This is a genomic window from Rhizobium sp. NZLR1, from assembly GCF_017357385.1.
In the GTDB taxonomy this organism is placed as follows: Bacteria; Pseudomonadota; Alphaproteobacteria; order Rhizobiales; family Rhizobiaceae; genus Rhizobium.
Genome location: NZ_CP071632.1, coordinates 1,630,080 through 1,648,250 on the forward strand (window position 1 = coordinate 1,630,080; position 18,171 = coordinate 1,648,250).

Here is an 18,171-nt window from a genome sequence, read left to right on the forward strand (position 1 = left end):
TCGAGACCGTGCCGTTTCCTGACAGCATGACCTAAGAATAAAAAACGTCAACAGCGGGACGGTTCTCGCCGTTCATATCGGTCTTCTAATTTTAGATATGGAGCGCTCGCGCCCCCGGGCAAAGAGAAAGCGGAGACTTTATTTCGTCTCCGCCTAGTGGTTTCAGCCGTGATCTCGGCCCAACGCTCAGGCCGTGCGGACCGTTGCGGTGCCGACCAGCAGGTCGTGGATGAGACGGCTGCGTTCGGTAAACAGGCCGGCAAGCAGGATGAGCGGCGTCAGCACCGAGTTGAGGATCCAGAACAGCGCCAGATGCACGATTGCCGTCAGGAAATCCATCGGCCGACCGTCGACGCGCACGATGGCGATCCCCATTGCGCGCATGCCGAGCGAGGCCTGGCTCCGCCCGCCGACAGTCAGGCCGAAGTAGATGCCGGCGACGATGACGAAGAGGGCAGGGTAGAGCAGGAAGCCGAGCCCGAGCGTGACGATCGACAGGAAGAACAGCACGATCGCCGCGGGGATGCACAGCAGCAGCACGATCAGATAGTCGAGGATGAAGGCGAAGACACGGCGGCTCAACACGCCGCTATAGGTGCGCCAGTCCTCCGGTGCGGCATAAAGCGGATTGGGGTTGTAGCTCATCTCAATCTCCTGCGGAAAAGCGATGCCGCAGATATGGTATCGGCAGAACCAAATACAACATTTCTGCCGGATTCATCGCCTGCTGAGGATTTTCGCCACCTCGATCGCGAAATAGGTGAGGATACCGTCGCATCCCGCCCGCTTGAACGACAGCAGCGTTTCGAGCATTGCCCGTTCGCCATCGATCCAGCCGTTCATCGCCGCCGCCTTGATCTGGCTGTACTCGCCGGAGACCTGGTAGGCGAAGGTCGGCAGGCCGAAGGCCTCCTTCATCCGCCAGCAGATGTCGAGATAGGGCAGGCCGGGCTTGACCATCAGCATGTCGGCGCCTTCCTCGACGTCCAGGGCCGCATCGCGGATCGCCTCGGTGCCGTTGGCCGGGTCGATATAATAGGTCTTCTTGTCGCCTTTCAGCAGCCCGCCGGTCGAGATCGCCTCGCGATAGGGGCCGTAGAAGGCGGAGGCGAATTTCGTCGCATAGCTCATGATGCCGACGCTCTGGTGGCCGGCCGCATCGAGCGCCATGCGGATCGCACCGATGCGTCCGTCCATCATCTCCGATGGCGCAATGATGTCGGCGCCCGCATCCGCCTGCATCACCGCGGCACGTGCTACCTGATCGACCGTCTCGTCGTTGACGATCTCGCCGTCTCTCAGAATACCGTCATGGCCGTGGCTGGTGAAGGGATCGAGCGCGACGTCGGTGATGACGCCGATATTGGGCACCGCCTTCTTGATCGCCGCCGTCGCCTGATTGATCAGATTGTTGGCTTCGAGGCTGTTCGAGCCGGTCTCGTCGCGCAGTTCCATCTCGATGTTCGGAAAGGTGGCAATCGCGGGAATGCCGAGGCCGGCCGCTTCGCGTGCGGCCTCGACCGCCTTGTCGATGCTCATGCGGTTGACCCCCGGCATGGCCGCGATCGGATCGACGATGCCGGAACCTGGCACGATGAAAATCGGCCAGATCAGGTCGTCGACCGTCAGCCGGTTTTCCTGCACCAGCCGGCGTGTCCAGTCCGACTTGCGGTTGCGCCGCATGCGGCGATGGCCGGTGATGTCGTCGACGAGATGCGTCCTGTCCTGCATGATATCTGCCCCCTGGGCCATTCCATTTATTGGAGCGCTCATTATCATGGCGCCTTGAAAATCCAAACCGGGCGATTGGCCGCGGCGGAAAAACCTGGCGCATAATGCCGAAATCAAAGTCGATTTTTCGGCATTATGCGCGCACTCGATATGATAGAGCGTCGTTTGCGCGTCGACAGACGCGAGGCGCTCTTTAAGAAGATGCAACCCCAAACCGATGTCTGCGCTATGGAAACCGATTCCCCGACGATACCGAAACGCACACTGGCGGATATCCTCTTCATTCTCTTTCTGAGACTGGTTGCCATATCCTGCTTCTGGTTCGGCCTGCAATATTGGGCAATGCTCGTCGGCTATTCGCTGGTCGGCGCCGGCCGCTTCGATCTTTTGAGCCTGCCATGGAAGGTGGCGAGCACCAGCCTCGCCGTACTTTTTCCCGTCGCCTCCCTCGGCCTCTGGCTCACCGTCTCCTGGGGTCCGGTCATCTGGGTGCTGGCTGCCGGCGGGCAAATCCTGATGTATGGCCTGTTGCCGGATATTTTCGGCCCCAACAGGCTGATCATCCTGCTGCATGTCATTGTCGCCGTGGTTTACTGGATTTTCCGCCTGCTGCTCTGGTTGGAAAAGCGCCGCCATCGCCGCCAGGTAAGTGTTGATTTACCCTGAGACAACGTGGGGCTACCGGTAAGGCTCCGTTAAGCCTGCGGTTTAAGTCGAATTTTATATGTATTCGATAGGGTCTCACTCAAGGCGGGAAGAAAATACACCGCCAAACAAACAGTGAGGCAGTCAATATGAACACGAAAATCAAGCCGCAGGCGGTATCGAACTTCCGTGACCAGCAGGATCAGGGCATCCGTGATCTTTACATGGAATCCCTTCATCTTGTTGAACGTCTTCACCGCCGTCTTCTCGACGTCATCAAGGACGAGTTCGACCGTCAGGGTCGCAGCGACGTCAACGCCATCCAGGCGCTGCTCCTTTTCAACATCGGCAATTCCGAGCTGACCGCCGGCGAGCTGCGCTCGCGTGGCTACTATCTCGGCTCCAACGTTTCCTACAACGTCAAGAAGCTGGTCGACCTCGGCTTCATCAACCACCAGCGCTCGCGCATCGACCGTCGCTCGGTCCGCATCAGCCTGACCGAAACCGGCCAGGACATCGCCGAAACGGTCGGCAAGCTCTACGAACGCCACATCACCTCGATCGACAAGGTCGGCGGCATCGGCACCGACGAATTCACCCAGATGAACAAGCTGCTCCAGCGTCTGGACCGCTTCTGGAACGACAGCATCATGTATCGCCTCTAAGACCCTTGACCTCCTTCAGGGTTGCAGAAAACCGGACGTGTCCCTGCGCGTCCGGTTTTGCCGTTTGCTGTCGAGTGGCATCTTTGCAACGCAAAGGCGGGCAAGCATTATCGCGGTATTCAAGCCGTCTTTTAGCCGTTATTAACCGGCACGGTTTAGCCCGTCATGGTTCGTTGTGTCGTGTTTCCGGTAGCCGGGTCATCCGTCTTTCGGCCCGATAACACGAATTGGCCATATTGGTGTGGCAGCGGAAGGCTTAACAACCGGCGCTTTCAATGGACCGATCAGGACGCTCAGGCTGTCGCATCGCAATCTTGTGATGGGGCAAGCGGAAAGTTTTGATGTGCCGGGACAACAAATGCACGGAGATCTGCGTTAAAGCGCAGTGATATCTCAAAGAGCCGCGGCTTCTCTTTATCGCCGCATTCAGTGGTTGGGACTATGTCGAAGAAAAACGGAATTGAAGCTCTCTCGCGCCGCGCTTTCCTTGCGTCCGCGGCAACGGTTGGCGCCAGCGCGATTGCCGCACCGGCCTTCGCGCAATCGGCGCTCGATACGCTGATCAATGCACCGCGCCGCGGCAACTGGGACGACCAGTTTGACGCCAAGGCGGCTTCGCGTACGGCAAGCGCCGTCGTTTCCAATACCCCGATCCTTGGGCCCCAATCGGTCGCCAGCGCCCAGCAGGCGATCACGCAGTATCAGCAGATCGCGGCTGCCGGCGGCTGGCCTGAAGTCAATCCCGGCGACCAGCGCCTGCAGCTCGGCGTCAGCCATCCCGCAGTCCAGGCGCTACGCCAGCGTCTGGCGATCACCGGCGACTTGCCGCGCGAGGCCGGAATGTCGAGCGCCTTCGATTCCTACGTCGACGGCGCCGTCAAGCGCTTTCAGGCGCGCCACGGCCTGCCGTCCGACGGTGTCCTCGGCGAATTCACGCTGAAGGCGCTGAACATCCCGGCCGACGTTCGCCTGCAGCAGCTGAACACCAATATCATCCGCCTGCAGACGTTTCCCGAGGACCTCGGCCGCCGCCACGTGATGGTCAACATTCCGGCTGCCTATGTCGAGGCCGTTGAAGACGGCAGTGTCGCAACGCGCCACACCGCGGTTGTCGGCCGCTTGAGCCGCCCGACTCATCTCGTCAACTCGAAGATCTACGAGGTCATCCTCAATCCTTATTGGACCGCGCCGCGCTCGATTGTCGAGAAGGACATCATGCCGCTGATGCGCAAGGATCCGACCTATCTCGAAAAGAACGCCATCCGCCTGATCGACGGCAAGGGCAATGAAGTCGCCCCCGAGACCGTCGACTGGAACGGCGAGGCGCCGAACCTGATGTTCCGTCAGGACCCCGGCAAGATCAACGCCATGGCGTCGACCAAGATCAACTTCTATAACAAGAACGGCGAGTACATGCATGACACGCCGCAGCAGGGCCTGTTCAACAAGCTGATGCGCTTCGAATCGTCGGGCTGTGTCCGCGTCCAGAACGTGCGCGACCTGACGAACTGGCTGCTGCGAGAGACCCCCGGCTGGAACCGTCAGCAGATGGAGCAGGTGATCGCAACCGGCGTCAACACGCCGATCAAACTCGGCACCGAAGTTCCTGTCTATTTCGTCTACATCTCGGCCTGGGGCATGCCGGACGGCGTCGTCCAGTTCCGCGACGACATCTACCAGATGGACGGCAATGCCGAGCTGGCGCTCGATACGACGGCCGGCATGGAACAGCCGGTCCAGTAGGCGGCGGCCTCTGCATCGCATCTTCAAACCGCGCCTTCCCGGCGCGGTTTTTTATGCCGGGGCGGGCGCTCGGTAACGTGACCGCTCGTCTTCGGCGCGGCGCGGCCGCAAAAGAGCGGAAGCGCGCGGTTTGCTCAGCAAATGTCGTTCTTCGTATTGCCCTTGCCACAGCGGAAGGCTAATACCTCAGCGCATTCCAGTTGAGGAGCCCGCCCATGACCAATGCTTCCACCGAGTCCTTCTTCAACCGCTCGCTTGCGGACGTCGATCCCGAGATTTTCGGTGCGATCGGAAAGGAACTCGGTCGCCAACGGCACGAGATCGAACTGATCGCTTCCGAGAACATCGTCTCCCGCGCCGTGCTGGAAGCTCAGGGCTCCATCATGACCAACAAATATGCCGAGGGTTATCCCGGCAAGCGTTATTACGGCGGCTGCCAGTTCGTCGATATCGCCGAGGAGCTGGCGATCGAACGCGCCAAGACGCTGTTCGGCGTCAATTTCGCCAACGTCCAGCCGAATTCCGGCTCGCAGATGAACCAGGCCGTGTTCCTGGCGCTGCTGCAGCCCGGCGATACGTTTATGGGCCTCGACCTGAATTCGGGCGGCCACCTCACGCATGGTTCGCCGGTCAACATGTCCGGCAAGTGGTTTAACGTCGTCTCCTATGGCGTGCGTGAAGGCGACAACCTGCTCGACATGGATGAAGTCGAGCGCAAGGCCAAGGAAACCAAGCCGAAGCTGATCATTGCCGGTGGCACTGCCTATTCCCGTATCTGGGACTGGAAGCGGTTCCGCGAAATCGCCGACTCGGTCGGCGCTTACCTGATGGTCGACATGGCCCATATTGCCGGCCTCGTTGCTGGCGGCCAGCATCCGTCGCCATTCCCGCATTGCCATGTTGCGACGACGACGACCCACAAGTCGCTGCGCGGCCCGCGCGGCGGTGTCATCCTCACCAATGACGAGGATCTGGCGAAGAAATTCAATTCGGCCGTTTTCCCCGGTCTGCAGGGTGGACCGCTGATGCACATCATTGCCGCCAAGGCCGTCGCCTTCGGCGAGGCGCTGCAGCCTGAGTTCAAGGATTACGCCGCCCAGGTCGTCAAGAACGCCAAGGCTCTTGCCGAATCGCTGATGGCGGGCGGCCTCGACGTCGTCTCCGGCGGCACAGACAACCATCTGATGCTGGTCGACCTGCGCAAGAAGAACGCCACCGGCAAACGCGCTGAGGCAGCTCTCGGCCGCGCTTACGTCACGTGCAACAAGAACGGCATTCCCTTCGATCCGGAAAAGCCCTTCGTCACCTCGGGCGTACGTCTCGGCGCGCCGGCCGGTACGACGCGCGGCTTCAAGGAAGCCGAATTCCGCGAAATCGGCAATCTGATCGTCGAGGTTCTCGACGGCCTGAAAGTCGCCAATTCCGATGAAGGCAATGCCGCCGTCGAAGCCGCCGTGCGTGGTAAGGTGGTCAACCTCACAGACCGCTTTCCAATGTACGACTACATGGGATAAGGAGTAGCGATGCGCTGCCCCTATTGCGGTTCGGAAGATACTCAGGTCAAGGATTCGCGCCCGGCGGAGGACAACACGTCCATCCGCCGGCGGCGTATCTGTCCGGATTGCGGCGGCCGTTTCACCACCTTCGAGCGTGTGCAGCTGCGCGAGCTGATGGTCATCAAGAAGACCGGCCGCAAGGTGCCCTTCGACCGCGACAAGCTGGTGCGCTCCTTCGAAGTTGCGCTGCGCAAACGCCCGGTCGAGCGTGACCGCATCGAGCGCGCCGTTTCCGGCATCGTTCGCCGGCTGGAAAGCTCCGGCGAGACCGAAATCTCCTCCGAGCAGATCGGCTTGCAGGTGCTCGAAGCGATGAAGAGCCTCGATGATGTCGGCTTCGTGCGCTACGCCTCGGTCTATCGGGATTTCTCGCTCGCCGAGGATTTCGAAAAGGTGATTTCCGAAATCAACGCCAAGATCGCCCGCGACCCGCTGGATAGGTGAGCCATGAGCGTCACGCCGCATGACGAGAATTTCATGGCGGCGGCGCTCCGCCTGTCGCGCCGGCATCTCGGCCGCACCGCCACCAACCCCTCCGTCGGCTGCCTGATCGTCAAGGACGGCGTCGTCGTCGGCCAGGCGGTCACCGCCGTCGGCGGCCGCCCGCATGCCGAGACGCAGGCGCTTGCTGAAGCCGGCGCGGCTGCCCGCGGCGCCACCGCCTATGTGACGCTCGAACCCTGCTCGCATCACGGCAAGACGCCGCCCTGCGCCGAGGCGCTGATCGCCTATGGCCTTGCCCGCGTCGTCATCTCAGTCACCGATCCCGACCCTCGCGTCTCCGGCCGCGGTGTCGCCATGCTGCGCGACGCCGGCATAGAGGTGGATGCCGGCGTGCTGGAGGCGGAGGGCCGGCGTTCGCTCGCCGGCTATCTCACCCGCCAGACGAAGAACCGGCCCTATGTGACTCTCAAACTTGCCATTTCCGCCGACGGCATGATCGGCCGCGAAGGGGCGGGACAGGTGGCAATAACAGGCCCGGAGGCCCGCGCTGAGGTTCAGGCGCTGCGCGCCGAAACCGACGCCATCCTGGTCGGCATCGGCACCGTTATTTCAGACGATCCGCTGCTGACGGTGCGGACACCAGGCCTCGAGGCGCAGTCGCCGATCCGTATCGTGCTCGATCCCTCGCTGGCATTACCGCTGACGAGCAAGCTGGTTGCAACGGCGCGGGACGTGCCGGTGATCGCGGTGGCGAGTGAAGAGGTTTCGCTGTCAGGGGCAGAGGGGGGTACCTCGCCCGCCGGCGTCACCGATACGGAATCACGCCGCGCCGCGCTCGAAGCCGCCGGAGTCGAGGTCGTCTATTGCAATCCCTATCATCCGGAAATCCTGCTGCCGGCGCTGGCAACACGCGGCATTTCCTCGCTTCTGGTCGAGGGCGGCGCCAAGACGGCGCGGCTTTTCCTGGAAGCCGGCCTCGTCGACCGCATCCAGCTTTATCAGGCGCCCGTCGTCATCGGCGAGAGCGGTATTGAATCCCCGCTTCAGGCAACCGACATACCATCCGGTTTCGCCCATACGGGCACGCGGATGTTCGGGGCCGATCGCCTGGACGAATACGAAAGAGGGCTTTGATGTTCACCGGAATAGTCACCGATGTCGGCACGGTCGAATCCGTTTCCCCGCTGAAGGAGGGCATCCGTCTGCGGGTCGCGACCACTTATGATCCTGCGACCATCGACATGGGTGCCTCGATCTCGCATTCCGGCATTTGCCTCACCGTCACCGCACTTCCGGCAGAGGGCAGCAACGGCCGCTGGTTCGAGGTCGAGGCCTGGGAGGAGGCGCTGCGGCTGACGACGATCGGCACCTGGCGGGAAGGCAGCCGCATCAATCTCGAACGGTCGCTGAAGATCGGCGATGAACTCGGCGGCCACATCGTTTCCGGCCATATCGACGGCAAGGCGGAAATCCTCTCTGTGACATCGGAGGGCGACGCCACACGCTACCGTCTGCGAGCGCCGGAGCATCTGGCCAAATTCGTCGCCCCCAAGGGGTCGATCGCCCTCGACGGCACCTCGCTGACGGTCAATGCAGTCGACGGCACGGATTTCGACGTGCTGCTCATCCGCCACACGCTCGAGGTCACCACCTGGGGCGAGCGTAAGGCCGGCGATTTCGTCAATTTCGAAGTCGACACCATGGCGCGTTACGCCGCCCGGCTGGCTGAATTCCCGAGCGCCTGAATCGAAAACCTGTACCGGTTTCCAGGGCGCGCGCCGGTCAAATAGCTCACCAATCCGGGGACAGCTTCGTCAGATACTGGCCGTAGGCGCTCTTGCCGAGCTTCTCCGCGAGCTTGGCGAGGTCGCCCTGCGAGATGTAACCCATGCGCCAGGCGACTTCCTCGGGGCAGGCGATCTTGAAGCCCTGGCGTTTCTCCAGCGTGCTGACGAAACCTGCGGCATCGTGCAGGCTGTCCGGCGTGCCGGTGTCGAGCCAGGCATAGCCCCGGCCCATCAGCTCCACGAAAAGCTGGCCGCGCTCAAGATAGGTGCGGTTGACATCGGTAATTTCCAATTCGCCGCGCGGTGACGGCTTCAGGTTGGCGGCGATATCGACCACCTGCTGGTCGTAGAAATAGAGGCCGGTCACCGCCCAGTTCGATTTTGGCTCTTTCGGTTTTTCCTCGATCGACAGCGCATTCATCTTTTCGTCAAAGCCGACAACGCCATAGCGTTCCGGATCGGTGACGTGATAGGCGAACACCGTCGCTCCTTCCCGCCGGCTCGTGCCGGACTTCATGATTTCCGGCAGTCCGTGCCCGTAGAAGATGTTATCGCCGAGAACGAGTGCCGAGCTGTCGCCGTGCAAGAAGTCGGCGCCGATGATGAAGGCCTGGGCGAGGCCGTCCGGACTCGGCTGTACGGCATAGGTCAGCGAAATTCCCCATTGCGAGCCGTCGCCGAGAAGGCGCTTGAAGGCTTCGACGTCGTGAGGCGTGGTGATGATCAGCAGCTCCCTGATGCCCGCGAGCATGAGCGTCGTCAGCGGATAGTAGATCATCGGCTTGTCGTAGACCGGCATCAACTGTTTCGAGACCGCCTGCGTGATCGGATGCAGACGCGTGCCTGTGCCGCCGGCGAGAATAATGCCCTTCATGCCCATCTCCTTAAAGACCTTTATTCAAAAGGTCTTGCATGACAATCGTCATAGACTGCTTCCACTCCGGGAGCCGGATTCCATATGTCCTGGCGAGCTTGTCGCCGTTGAGACGTGAATTGGCGGGACGCTTCGCCGGTGTCGGATAGTCCGCCGTTGGGATGCGCTCGACGCCGATGTTTCTGCCGCCGGATTTAGAAAGCTCCGTGAATATCTCTTCGGCGAAATCAGCCCAGCTTGCTTCGCCGCTGCCGGTCAGGTGAAAGGTGCCGCGGAGCGATGGCGCAGGGTCCGCTACGATACGGGTTGCTATCGCAAGAATCGCGTCGGCGATGTCGAGTGCCGAGGTCGGGCATCCCGTCTGATCGGCGACAACACGGAGATGATCGCGCGTCTCGGAAAGTCGCAGCATCGTTTTCAGGAAATTGGTGCCAAAGGGCGAATAGACCCAGGCGGTGCGCAAGATGACGTGGTTCGGGTTCGCCGCCGCGACGGCCGTCTCGCCCGCAAGCTTCGAACGTCCGTAGACGGAGATCGGCGCCGTCGTATCCTCTTCAGAATACGCGGAGGCCTTGTCGCCGCTGAAGACATAGTCGGTCGAAATGTGGATGATCGGGACCCTGATCCGCGCGGCAGCCTCGGCAACCGCCCCGGCGCCCGCCGCGTTGACGGAAAAAGCAAGCTCGGCTTCGCTCTCGGCCTTGTCGACCGCCGTATAGGCGGCGGCCGAGACGATCACATCCGGGCGCAGAGCCGGAAAGGCGGCTGCGATGCTTTCGGGATTCGCGAGGTCCATTTCCGGGCGCCCGACCGCGCTGATTTCGACGCCCGTTTCGGCGCCACGTCTGAGCAGCGACTGAACGACCTGGCCCCGTTTGCCGGTGACGGCGATGCGCATCGCTATCCTTCCTTGAAAACGCCGAGGCGTTCGCCGGAGTAGACGTTTTCGCGCAGCGGCCTCCACCACCATTCGTTTTCCAGGTACCAGTGCACGGTCTTCTCGATGCCGGTTTCGAAGGTCTCTTGCGCTTTCCAGCCGAGTTCGCCTTCGAGTTTCGAGGCATCGATCGCATAGCGTGCGTCGTGTCCGGGGCGATCCGTGACGTTGGTGATCAGACGTGCATGCGGTGCCTTGTCACTGTAGACGCCGTCGAGAACAGCGCAGATGCGATGAACGACATCGATGTTCCTGCGCTCATTGCGGCCGCCCACATTGTATTTTTCGCCGGGGCGCCCTCTGGATGCGATGGTGAAGAGCGCGCGGGCGTGGTCTTCGACATAGAGCCAGTCGCGGACATTTGCGCCGTTGCCGTAAACCGGAAGAGGCTTGCCCTCCAGCGCGTTCAGGATCGTCAGCGGAATGAGCTTTTCCGGGAAATGGAACGGGCCGTAGTTGTTGGAGCAATTGGAGACGACGACGGGCAGGCCGTAGGTGCGGTGCCAGGCGATCGCCAGATGGTCGCTCGCGGCCTTGGAGGCGGAATAGGGCGAGGACGGATCGTAAGGCGTCGTCTCCTCGAACAGGCCCTCATCGCCGAGCGAGCCGTAGACCTCGTCCGTCGAGACGTGCAGAAAGCGGAAGGCACTCTTGCGGCGGGCGTCAAGCCCATCCCAATAGTGCCGTGCGACATCCAGCAGGCTGAATGTGCCGACGATGTTGGTCTGAATGAAATCGGCCGCGCCCGAGATCGAGCGGTCGACATGGCTCTCTGCCGCGAGATGCGTGACGGTATCAGGGCGGAAGGACTCGAATGCTTCCTGCATCCCGGCGCGGTCGCAGATGTCGGCGCGCAGGAATTGATAGTTCGGCGCCGATTCGACGGATGTCAGCGATGCCAGATTGCCGGCATAGGTCAGCGTGTCGACATTCATTACCTCGGCGCCGATCTCGCTGACGAGATGGCGCACCAATGCCGATCCGATGAAGCCCGCTCCGCCCGTGACCAGTATGCGCATCGTCGATCAATCCTGGGGTTGCTGTGCTGAATAGGAAAAATGGCCTGGCAGATCGGCGAGCCGCGGCAGCGTCTTGTCCTTGTCGGACGACACCATGTCTCTCTCATCGAAGGGCCAGCGAATGCCGATCACCGGATCGTTCCACGCGATGCCCCGATCATGCTGCGGGCTGTAGGGTGCGGTTACCTTGTAGCTGATGACGCTGTTCGGCTCGATCGTTGCGAATCCGTGTGCGAAACCGGCCGGTATCCAGAGCTGCTTGCCGGTCTCCGGCGAGAGCTCCTGAGAGAGCCATTTGCCGAAGCTCGGTGATCCCTCGCGAATATCGACGACGACATCCATGATCCGGCCGGCAAGGCAGCGCACCAGCTTGCCCTGTGCGAAGGGCGGGATCTGGAAATGCAGCCCCCGGACGGTGCCGGCCTGCGCCGAAAGCGATTCATTGTCCTGGATGAACGTGACGTCGGCCACATTTTCCCGGAACCAGGCATCCTTGAATACCTCGGAGAAGTAGCCGCGGTGATCGCCGAAGCGTGGCGGCGTAATTGCGACGATGCCCTCGATGGCCGCGGCCTCAATGCGCATGACGTACCTTTTCTGCGGCCTTCATCAGGCGCCAGCCTTCATGACGCTCATCAGCATGTCCGCCTGCGAGCGGCTCCGCATGGCCGCAAGGCCTGTCGCGGCAATGGCATCGCGCTCGTCGGCATCTGCGATCAGCTTGTAGCAGCGCTTGATCATGTCGTCATAGGGCTCAATTGCCAAGCCGCCGATGAAGGGTTGGAGGTCTGGATCGTTGATGTCGCCTTCCGTCAGCACGCAAACGCGATTGGCGAGCAGATAGGAAATGCGGACGATCTCGAAGACGCCGCTCGCATAATGATGGATGTTTATGACGATCTTGGCGCGGGCAATCGCCGCATCGCGTTCCGCACCATAGATGTTGAAGAGATGCGCGACCTTGAGCCCGCCGTCCTTCAGCGTCGTCAGGATATTGTGGCGGCGTTCGTTTATCGAGCCGTAGAAGAGCACTTCGATATCTTTGACGGGGGCGTGCTGTATCTGGCTGAGGCAGCGGCTATAACCGATTTCGAGGACACCGGCGTGATCAATGCCCTTGGCGGCGAGATTTTCCCGGTTGCGCGGGCTGTAGTCGAGAACCGGAAGCGATTTCAGGATCGAGGTGTAGCGCGAATTGATCCAGATGCTTTCTTCGGACACCTGCTCTAGATTGATGACGACGCTGTCCTTCGGCAGATGGCTGACGATTTCGGGGGCGAGAAGATTGCCGCCGTAGATGATCGGCGCACGGCCGGCGAATGCGTCCATGTCGCGGACGATCGGTGCCGAGCCGCCGAGTTCTTCGAAGGCGCCTTGCAAGCCGAGTGCGACTTCATCGAAGGCGTGGCTGTGATTGTAGTTTTCGGGCGTCACGATCCAGATGCAATGACGGTCCTTGTGTGCCTGCCACCCGCCGGCAAAGGGCTGCAATGCGTTGTGGAGCGGCTGCTCGATTTTCGGCGCGGCTGGCATAGCGGGCCTGTCCGTCCGTACCTGCTGCTGCTGCACCGGAGAGGCGCCTGAAGCCTGCGGAGCATGGGCGCGCATCAATTCGCGGTCGCCGATGAATTGGCCGCGCGGCATCCAGCCGGGCGGATCATCAGCCCCCCAAATCAGATGCGGCTGCTTGATGAGCGGCTGGCGGCCTTGCTGCCACGTGGTCAGGAGAGCCTCGTCACGGCTCCGTAGAAAGGCTTCCTTGGCGGCGAAGAGGCCATGCAGCAACCGGCCGAGGCGGACACCGAACTTCCATTCGAAATCGGCAACGGTCGGTACGAAGGCGGCGATCTTCAATCCGGAGGCGATGGCCTGCTGGACATAAAGCCCGAGCAGACGCTCGATCACGAAGGGGCGCATCGTCGCGTTGGCATCGCGTGAATAGTGAGCCGTGCCGGCATAGGCGGTGCCCGCGGCCGTGCCAGCGCACGCCTGGTTTTCCAGCGACTCGAGAATGCGTTCGCAAAAGGCGATATACCCGGACCAGAATTTCCGATTGCCGCAGAAATAGTTGCAGAACATGAAGGCAGTCTTGTCCTGCGGCGGCGCGATCGGATAGCCGAGCTCCTGGATATGCAGAAAGATCGGCTCCATGCCGGGGTGACCGCCAAGCAGCGAATGTTCCCAGACATTGCTGTAGATCGCCGCGTGGCCGATCAGCGGATTGTAAAGATAGGCATCCGCACCCTCTGCCCTGGCCTTTTCCGCCTCGGTGACAAAGGACGGGAAGCTCGTCACCGACTTCATCTCGAATTTGCTGGAGAGCAGCCCCCAGAACACGTCGTCGCCGAGGCCGATCGCCTCGTGATGCTGATGCAGGGTGAGGAAGAGCTCATATTCGCGGGTCGTAGCGTGCGTATTGAACGAGATGTCGAGCGGCATGGCAGCGGCATCGAGCTGACTGCGCTGCGAAGGATCGAGATAAGGCTGATAGATAATCACGGATCCCGTGCCGGCAGCCTTCTCCGTGAGAAGCGCCAGATCAGGAAGACCGGCCGGTAGAGCGGAAATGGGCTGATTGATCGTCAAGGTTTTGTCCTTCGCGAATGGTTACCGTCTGCATAGGCAATCCGCAGAACGGCAATTCGAGCCTGTTTGGTGCCTACTATTTGAGTTGAAGCTTGCGCCACACTGTTCGCAGAACTTTCGCTGATCAGCCTGGAGGGGTGTGGGAACTCGACGATCCGCAGTCAATTTCTCTAGCCAGATTTATTGGCTCAGCCGCTCCTGCTGCCAGTGCCGCAAAGAGTTGCGATGTTACGTTTGGAATTGGGCCGCTCGGTTTATACGCCGCTTTTATAGACCCCATCATTCGATACGGTAGCGATATCCCCGAACAAGGACCCAGGTAGGCTATTGCCATAGAGTTCGGCTATCCGTTTGATGAGAAGATAGCTTCCCAGACGCTCCTGGCAAAATGAGATCGCACGTTTCTGCACGGGATCTTCGGCTTGAAACGGTTGATATCGTTTCGCAAATTCAAAAGACGGCGCGACAAGGCGCACAAAAGTTTCCAGCCACCAGTCCGTCGGATACGTGCCGAGTTCAATGCCTCCTGGAACGAAAGTGCTGGAATTAAAAAAATGCAAAGCTTCGGCTTGCGTTAAACTGTTTGCTTCGATTGAGAGCGCCGTATATCTCATAAAGTCAACAATACTGTGAAAGCGTGCATAGTGTTGAGATATGTTATGGAGATTTAACGGCCGAGGTAGAAAGAAACTTTCTGAAAAAAGCGCCGGATTCTCCGGTCTTGTGATGTCTGCCTCTTCTGACGTCGTTGTATTCATCCCGGGATATTCGGGATTCGGTGTTCCTATTTTTAGTCGCGTTAGAAATTTACGATACTGCCAGATAGTAATGTTACGAGGTTTTACTGATTCTTCCGAAACGACTTTTGCAATGACTATCGTTCCAAGCGATCCCGACAATTTCGCGTGAAGCTCCTCCGGCTCACTGAAAAAATCATAACCGGCAATGACGTCCATACCCTTGTTTTCCAGAGGAAGTTTAGAATTGAGCCATATGATTTTCGAGCCCGCGGGAGGAGGGTAGCTCGGCAAATCCTTATGGCAAACAATGTAAATGGTCATATTTGTAATTAGCCTCTTATGGATGGGGCGTAAGGGGGCGAAGGTATCTGCCTCTGTGGCGACCCTAAAGCACGTTCCTTGCGCGTAGCCGGTGCGAAGGACCCATTCGGGGATGAAGTCGGGTGCCGCAAGCTGAGGTCGTCGACATCCTTTTGCTTGAGCTTGCTGTTGCCGTTGGCGATATCGGCAAGCGTCAGCAAGCCCACAATGGCGCGCGCTGCGCTGCCCGTTTGGCGGAATTCCCTAACGCGAAAACTGAATGATCTCGCCGTTATACTGCGTGCGCGTAGTCTCGCGAAAACCGAGTTTGGCTGCGACCCTCAACGAGGCCTGGTTTTCCGGGCTGACGATGCAGCTCATCGGTTTTCCCGGGAAATAACTCTCCGCCCAGCCGATCAGGGCGGTCAGCGCCTCGGTGGCATAACCGCGGCCGTGCGCCGAGGGCATCAGAGCCCAGCCGACCTCCATCGTTCCCTCGATCGACGGCGTCATCTCCCGGCGGGATTCCATGAAACCGGCCTCGCCGATGAACCGGCCGCTCGCCTTTTCGATGATTGCAAGGAAGCCGAAGCCCATATGGTGCCACATGCCGGCAAGGCGCAGCATGCGGCTCCAGCTCTGCTCTCGCGTCGACGGTACACCGCTGATGAAGCGGACGACGTCTTCGTCCGCCCATAGCACTGCATGCATCTCGAAATCGGCGAGGCGGTGAGGGCGGAGCGTCAGCCGTTCCGTTTCGAGGGTCGGAATGTCGGTCATATCGGGTCCTTCACGCGCCGGGTTCGCCATCCCAATAGTCGAGATCGCCCTCCGGCCGTCCGATATGGCGGAAGCGCCCGGGGTTGCTATCGTCGCTGTTGGTCTTGGCCCTGTTGGTTTTGGCCAGAAACTTTCCGGAATCGGGATATTCGACGATTTCGGTCTTCGCCACCGTCGAAATGCCGAGATAAACGAGCGGTACAGTGCCGGTATTGATGATCTGGTGCGCCGTCTCCGGCCCACCGGCCGGCGCGCCGAGCACGTCTCCCCCCTTGATCGCATGGCGCTCGTCGCCGAAGCGGTATTCGCCGGCGCCTGCTATCACATAGAAAAGCTCGTCTTCGACGTGGTGATTGTGGAAGGGGCAGCCCGATTTGCCCGGCGGCACTTCGTTGTAGCTGACACCGAGACCGGCCAAGCCGAGAAGCGTGCCGAACGAAGTATCGGCGCTTTCATAGAACTCGCCCTGTTTCCAGTGGTCGAGTTTGAGATCGGCGGTATTGATCACCGCGTTCGGTTCCGTCGCCATGATGTCCTCCTGTTGCAGGGAGAGAAGCCATCATCGCGGCTAATAATTCAATGCTTATTTGGGCCTATCTGGGAAATCCCCGGCATGGGCGGAGAGGAGACCGCCGCCCATGCTTTGAGCGCCGCGCACCGATGGGACACGATGCTCTGAAGCGTCAGCGGACGTAGAAGGTCAAGCTTCCGTCGGCTGCCTGTTCGGCATTGACGATGTTACGGACATCGACGCCTTCATTGTTAAGCCGATGGGCAAGCGACCCGTTGGCGTCGATCGAGGCCTGGATGCCGTGAACGGCCTGGCCGGAACGTTCCGGCGCCGAGCGCGGACCGGTCGTTTCGTCGTCGAGGTTACGCCAGTTATGGACCTGCTCGACGTTGAAATCGTTGCCGTGGAAGCTCCTGAGTGTCTGCTCGATACCCTGGGCAGTGTTCATCCCAAGGCTTTCGGCCCGGCTGACGCCGGCAAATCCGAGGGAGGAGAGGGCGGCGGCGATAGTGATGGTGACAACGCGGTTCATGATAGTATCCTTTTCATCTGCTTTGACGGTCGACTGTCGTTGCAGGGGATCGTCTGCGTCACGACATGGAATTGGCGTTGTCCCTTTCGCGATTCAATGGGTTAAGTCACTGAAAATCCATTAAGAATTGTTCATTAATACGGCCTTTGAATTGCCGTCTTCCAGGCATCCGGAAAAGCTGATTTCAAAGGCTTGCCCGCTGACGCAGCCGTGGCGCGGCTATCCCTTTGCTGATATTTCAATTTTGGCGTTGCGGCATCGGGCGAAAGTGCTTGCCATTCCTGCGAAGGCATGTTTTGACCGCGGCCTGCCGAGTGGAAAACGCCCCGCAAAACGAAGGTGAACCATGCCGAGAGAGACCGCTCCCCATATTTTGATCGTTGAGGCCCGCTTCTACGACGACATGGCCGACGCCTTGCTCGAAGGCGCCACCTTCGCATTGGAACAGGCCGGCGCCACCTTTGAGGTCGTCACGGTTCCCGGCGCACTGGAAATTCCAGCGGCGATTGCCATGTCGCTCGATGGAGACGACAATGGTGGAACGCATTATGATGGCTATGTCGCGCTTGGCATGGTCATCCGCGGCGAGACCTATCACTTCGATATCGTATCGAATGAATCCTCGCGGGCTTTGATGGATCTTGCGGTCAGCGAGTCCCTTGCCATCGGCAACGGCATTCTGACCGTCGAAAACGACGAACAGGCATGGGCGCGTGCGCGCCGCTCGGATAAAGACAAGGGCGGATTTGCCGCTCGCGCAGCTCTGACCATGATCGAGCTGAAGCAGAAATTGGGTGCATAACGAATGAACGACGACAAGACGGAACGGCCGGTCAAGACTGCAAACCAGCGGGGCGCTGCCCGACTTGCTGCCGTTCAGGCGCTTTATCAAATGGATGTCGGCGGCACTGGTGTCCTGGAGATCGTCGCCGAATACGAGGCGCACCGTCTTGGCCAGGAACTCGACGGCGCGACCTATCTGAAGGCCGACGCCGCTTGGTTCCGTTCGATCGTCTCCGGCGTCGTGCGCGATCAGACCCATCTTGATCCGCTGATTGCTGCGGCCCTGCAGGATGATTGGGCTTTGTCGCGTCTCGACAGCACCGTGCGCGCCATCCTGCGCGCCGGCGTCTTCGAGATCACCGACCGCAAGGACGTCCCGGTGGCGGTCATCGTCACCGAATATGTCGAGATCGCCCAGGCCTTCTTCGATGACGACGAGCCGAAGCTCGTCAACGCCGTGCTCGACCGCATCGCGAAGCAGGTCCGCGGCGAGGCGAAGAAATAACTCCTTAGCCGCCAAACAATCTCCCGCCTCTTT

Annotated in this window: 19 protein-coding genes and 1 pseudogene; 9 read left to right on the forward strand and 11 right to left on the reverse strand. The window is 60.3% G+C overall.

Annotated elements, in window-relative coordinates:
- Positions 1 to 186: 186 nt before the first annotated feature.
- The gene (locus J3O30_RS08135; RefSeq protein ID WP_207583718.1) at positions 187 to 645 is read right to left on the reverse strand and encodes an RDD family protein; all 459 of its coding nucleotides are present in this window, start codon (positions 643 to 645) and stop codon (positions 187 to 189) included.
- Between the two features lie 72 nt (positions 646 to 717).
- Positions 718 to 1,731, reverse strand: coding sequence for a porphobilinogen synthase (hemB, locus tag J3O30_RS08140; RefSeq protein ID WP_207583719.1), 1,014 nt, complete (start codon positions 1,729 to 1,731; stop codon positions 718 to 720).
- Positions 1,732 to 1,959: 228 nt separating this feature from the next.
- On the opposite strand from hemB, the gene J3O30_RS08145 reads away from it, so the two are divergent.
- From J3O30_RS08145 to J3O30_RS08175, 7 genes are all read left to right on the forward strand, one after another.
- Positions 1,960 to 2,397 (forward strand): DUF6163 family protein, encoded by a 438-nt coding sequence (locus J3O30_RS08145; RefSeq protein ID WP_207583720.1) that lies wholly within the window; start codon positions 1,960 to 1,962, stop codon positions 2,395 to 2,397.
- 128 nt (positions 2,398 to 2,525) lie between these two features.
- The gene (locus J3O30_RS08150) at positions 2,526 to 3,041 is read left to right on the forward strand and encodes a MarR family winged helix-turn-helix transcriptional regulator (RefSeq protein ID WP_007626316.1); all 516 of its coding nucleotides are present in this window, start codon (positions 2,526 to 2,528) and stop codon (positions 3,039 to 3,041) included.
- 441 nt (positions 3,042 to 3,482) lie between these two features.
- Positions 3,483 to 4,784 carry a L,D-transpeptidase family protein gene (locus J3O30_RS08155; RefSeq protein WP_207583721.1) on the forward strand — a complete coding sequence of 434 codons (1,302 nt, stop codon included), beginning with the start codon at positions 3,483 to 3,485 and terminating at the stop codon, positions 4,782 to 4,784.
- Between the two features lie 215 nt (positions 4,785 to 4,999).
- Positions 5,000 to 6,298, forward strand: a complete 1,299-nt coding sequence (gene glyA, locus J3O30_RS08160) for a serine hydroxymethyltransferase (protein WP_207583722.1) — start codon at positions 5,000 to 5,002, stop codon at positions 6,296 to 6,298.
- Positions 6,299 to 6,307: 9 nt separating this feature from the next.
- Positions 6,308 to 6,784 (forward strand): transcriptional regulator NrdR, encoded by a 477-nt coding sequence (gene nrdR, locus J3O30_RS08165; RefSeq protein WP_003547190.1) that lies wholly within the window; start codon positions 6,308 to 6,310, stop codon positions 6,782 to 6,784.
- Between the two features lie 3 nt (positions 6,785 to 6,787).
- On the forward strand, positions 6,788 to 7,918 hold the full coding sequence (gene ribD, locus J3O30_RS08170) for a bifunctional diaminohydroxyphosphoribosylaminopyrimidine deaminase/5-amino-6-(5-phosphoribosylamino)uracil reductase RibD (protein ID WP_207583723.1): 1,131 nt from the start codon (positions 6,788 to 6,790) through the stop codon (positions 7,916 to 7,918).
- The gene (locus tag J3O30_RS08175; RefSeq protein ID WP_207583724.1) at positions 7,918 to 8,529 is read left to right on the forward strand and encodes a riboflavin synthase; all 612 of its coding nucleotides are present in this window, start codon (positions 7,918 to 7,920) and stop codon (positions 8,527 to 8,529) included. Before ribD ends, J3O30_RS08175 begins: the two co-directional genes overlap by 1 nt.
- Positions 8,530 to 8,575: 46 nt before the next feature.
- Here the strand turns inward: J3O30_RS08175 and rfbA are convergent, their stop codons facing one another.
- From rfbA to J3O30_RS08220, 9 genes and pseudogenes are all read right to left on the reverse strand, one after another.
- A complete protein-coding gene (gene rfbA / locus J3O30_RS08180) occupies positions 8,576 to 9,445 on the reverse strand; it encodes a glucose-1-phosphate thymidylyltransferase RfbA (RefSeq protein ID WP_207583725.1) in 870 nt (289 codons plus the stop codon).
- Positions 9,446 to 9,455: 10 nt separating this feature from the next.
- Positions 9,456 to 10,343 (reverse strand): dTDP-4-dehydrorhamnose reductase, encoded by an 888-nt coding sequence (gene rfbD / locus J3O30_RS08185; RefSeq protein WP_207583726.1) that lies wholly within the window; start codon positions 10,341 to 10,343, stop codon positions 9,456 to 9,458.
- A gap of 2 nt (positions 10,344 to 10,345) precedes the next feature.
- Complete coding sequence (rfbB, locus tag J3O30_RS08190; protein WP_207583727.1) at positions 10,346 to 11,401, reverse strand: dTDP-glucose 4,6-dehydratase; 1,056 nt, start codon at positions 11,399 to 11,401, stop codon at positions 10,346 to 10,348.
- Between the two features lie 6 nt (positions 11,402 to 11,407).
- Entirely contained in the window at positions 11,408 to 11,986 is a 579-nt protein-coding gene (gene rfbC / locus J3O30_RS08195; protein ID WP_207583728.1) for a dTDP-4-dehydrorhamnose 3,5-epimerase, read from the reverse strand.
- Positions 11,976 to 13,987 (reverse strand): annotated as a pseudogene (locus J3O30_RS08200) (glycosyltransferase family 1 protein). Before J3O30_RS08200 ends, rfbC begins: the two are co-directional and overlap by 11 nt.
- A gap of 254 nt (positions 13,988 to 14,241) precedes the next feature.
- Positions 14,242 to 15,048: a hypothetical protein gene (locus J3O30_RS08205; RefSeq protein ID WP_207583730.1), complete on the reverse strand. Its 807-nt coding sequence runs from the start codon at positions 15,046 to 15,048 to the stop codon at positions 14,242 to 14,244.
- Between the two features lie 243 nt (positions 15,049 to 15,291).
- The gene (locus J3O30_RS08210; RefSeq protein ID WP_207583731.1) at positions 15,292 to 15,807 is read right to left on the reverse strand and encodes a GNAT family N-acetyltransferase; all 516 of its coding nucleotides are present in this window, start codon (positions 15,805 to 15,807) and stop codon (positions 15,292 to 15,294) included.
- Positions 15,808 to 15,817: 10 nt separating this feature from the next.
- A complete protein-coding gene (locus J3O30_RS08215) occupies positions 15,818 to 16,336 on the reverse strand; it encodes a cupin domain-containing protein (protein ID WP_207583732.1) in 519 nt (172 codons plus the stop codon).
- A gap of 154 nt (positions 16,337 to 16,490) precedes the next feature.
- On the reverse strand, positions 16,491 to 16,850 hold the full coding sequence (locus J3O30_RS08220) for a hypothetical protein (protein ID WP_207583733.1): 360 nt from the start codon (positions 16,848 to 16,850) through the stop codon (positions 16,491 to 16,493).
- 346 nt (positions 16,851 to 17,196) lie between these two features.
- Between J3O30_RS08220 and ribH the strand changes: the two genes are divergently transcribed.
- Positions 17,197 to 17,652, forward strand: coding sequence for a 6,7-dimethyl-8-ribityllumazine synthase (gene ribH / locus J3O30_RS08225; protein ID WP_003574043.1), 456 nt, complete (start codon positions 17,197 to 17,199; stop codon positions 17,650 to 17,652).
- Positions 17,653 to 17,655: 3 nt separating this feature from the next.
- The gene (nusB, locus tag J3O30_RS08230) at positions 17,656 to 18,138 is read left to right on the forward strand and encodes a transcription antitermination factor NusB (RefSeq protein WP_207583734.1); all 483 of its coding nucleotides are present in this window, start codon (positions 17,656 to 17,658) and stop codon (positions 18,136 to 18,138) included.
- Positions 18,139 to 18,171 lie beyond the last annotated feature (33 nt).

Excerpts from the sequence above, each read along its gene's own strand:
- J3O30_RS08135 (WP_207583718.1), bottom strand. The coding sequence starts at position 645 with ATGAGCTACAACCCCAATCCGCTTTATGCCGCACCGGAGGACTGGCGC.
- hemB (WP_207583719.1), bottom strand. The coding sequence starts at position 1,731 with ATGCAGGACAGGACGCATCTCGTCGACGACATCACCGGCCATCGCCGC.
- J3O30_RS08145 (WP_207583720.1), top strand. The coding sequence starts at position 1,960 with ATGGAAACCGATTCCCCGACGATACCGAAACGCACACTGGCGGATATC.
- J3O30_RS08150 (WP_007626316.1), top strand. The coding sequence starts at position 2,526 with ATGAACACGAAAATCAAGCCGCAGGCGGTATCGAACTTCCGTGACCAG.
- J3O30_RS08155 (WP_207583721.1), top strand. The coding sequence starts at position 3,483 with ATGTCGAAGAAAAACGGAATTGAAGCTCTCTCGCGCCGCGCTTTCCTT.
- glyA (WP_207583722.1), top strand. The coding sequence starts at position 5,000 with ATGACCAATGCTTCCACCGAGTCCTTCTTCAACCGCTCGCTTGCGGAC.
- nrdR (WP_003547190.1), top strand. The coding sequence starts at position 6,308 with ATGCGCTGCCCCTATTGCGGTTCGGAAGATACTCAGGTCAAGGATTCG.
- ribD (WP_207583723.1), top strand. The coding sequence starts at position 6,788 with ATGAGCGTCACGCCGCATGACGAGAATTTCATGGCGGCGGCGCTCCGC.
- J3O30_RS08175 (WP_207583724.1), top strand. The coding sequence starts at position 7,918 with ATGTTCACCGGAATAGTCACCGATGTCGGCACGGTCGAATCCGTTTCC.
- rfbA (WP_207583725.1), bottom strand. The coding sequence starts at position 9,445 with ATGAAGGGCATTATTCTCGCCGGCGGCACAGGCACGCGTCTGCATCCG.
- rfbD (WP_207583726.1), bottom strand. The coding sequence starts at position 10,343 with ATGCGCATCGCCGTCACCGGCAAACGGGGCCAGGTCGTTCAGTCGCTG.
- rfbB (WP_207583727.1), bottom strand. The coding sequence starts at position 11,401 with ATGCGCATACTGGTCACGGGCGGAGCGGGCTTCATCGGATCGGCATTG.
- rfbC (WP_207583728.1), bottom strand. The coding sequence starts at position 11,986 with ATGCGCATTGAGGCCGCGGCCATCGAGGGCATCGTCGCAATTACGCCG.
- J3O30_RS08205 (WP_207583730.1), bottom strand. The coding sequence starts at position 15,048 with ATGACCATTTACATTGTTTGCCATAAGGATTTGCCGAGCTACCCTCCT.
- J3O30_RS08210 (WP_207583731.1), bottom strand. The coding sequence starts at position 15,807 with ATGACCGACATTCCGACCCTCGAAACGGAACGGCTGACGCTCCGCCCT.
- J3O30_RS08215 (WP_207583732.1), bottom strand. The coding sequence starts at position 16,336 with ATGGCGACGGAACCGAACGCGGTGATCAATACCGCCGATCTCAAACTC.
- J3O30_RS08220 (WP_207583733.1), bottom strand. The coding sequence starts at position 16,850 with ATGAACCGCGTTGTCACCATCACTATCGCCGCCGCCCTCTCCTCCCTC.
- ribH (WP_003574043.1), top strand. The coding sequence starts at position 17,197 with ATGCCGAGAGAGACCGCTCCCCATATTTTGATCGTTGAGGCCCGCTTC.
- nusB (WP_207583734.1), top strand. The coding sequence starts at position 17,656 with ATGAACGACGACAAGACGGAACGGCCGGTCAAGACTGCAAACCAGCGG.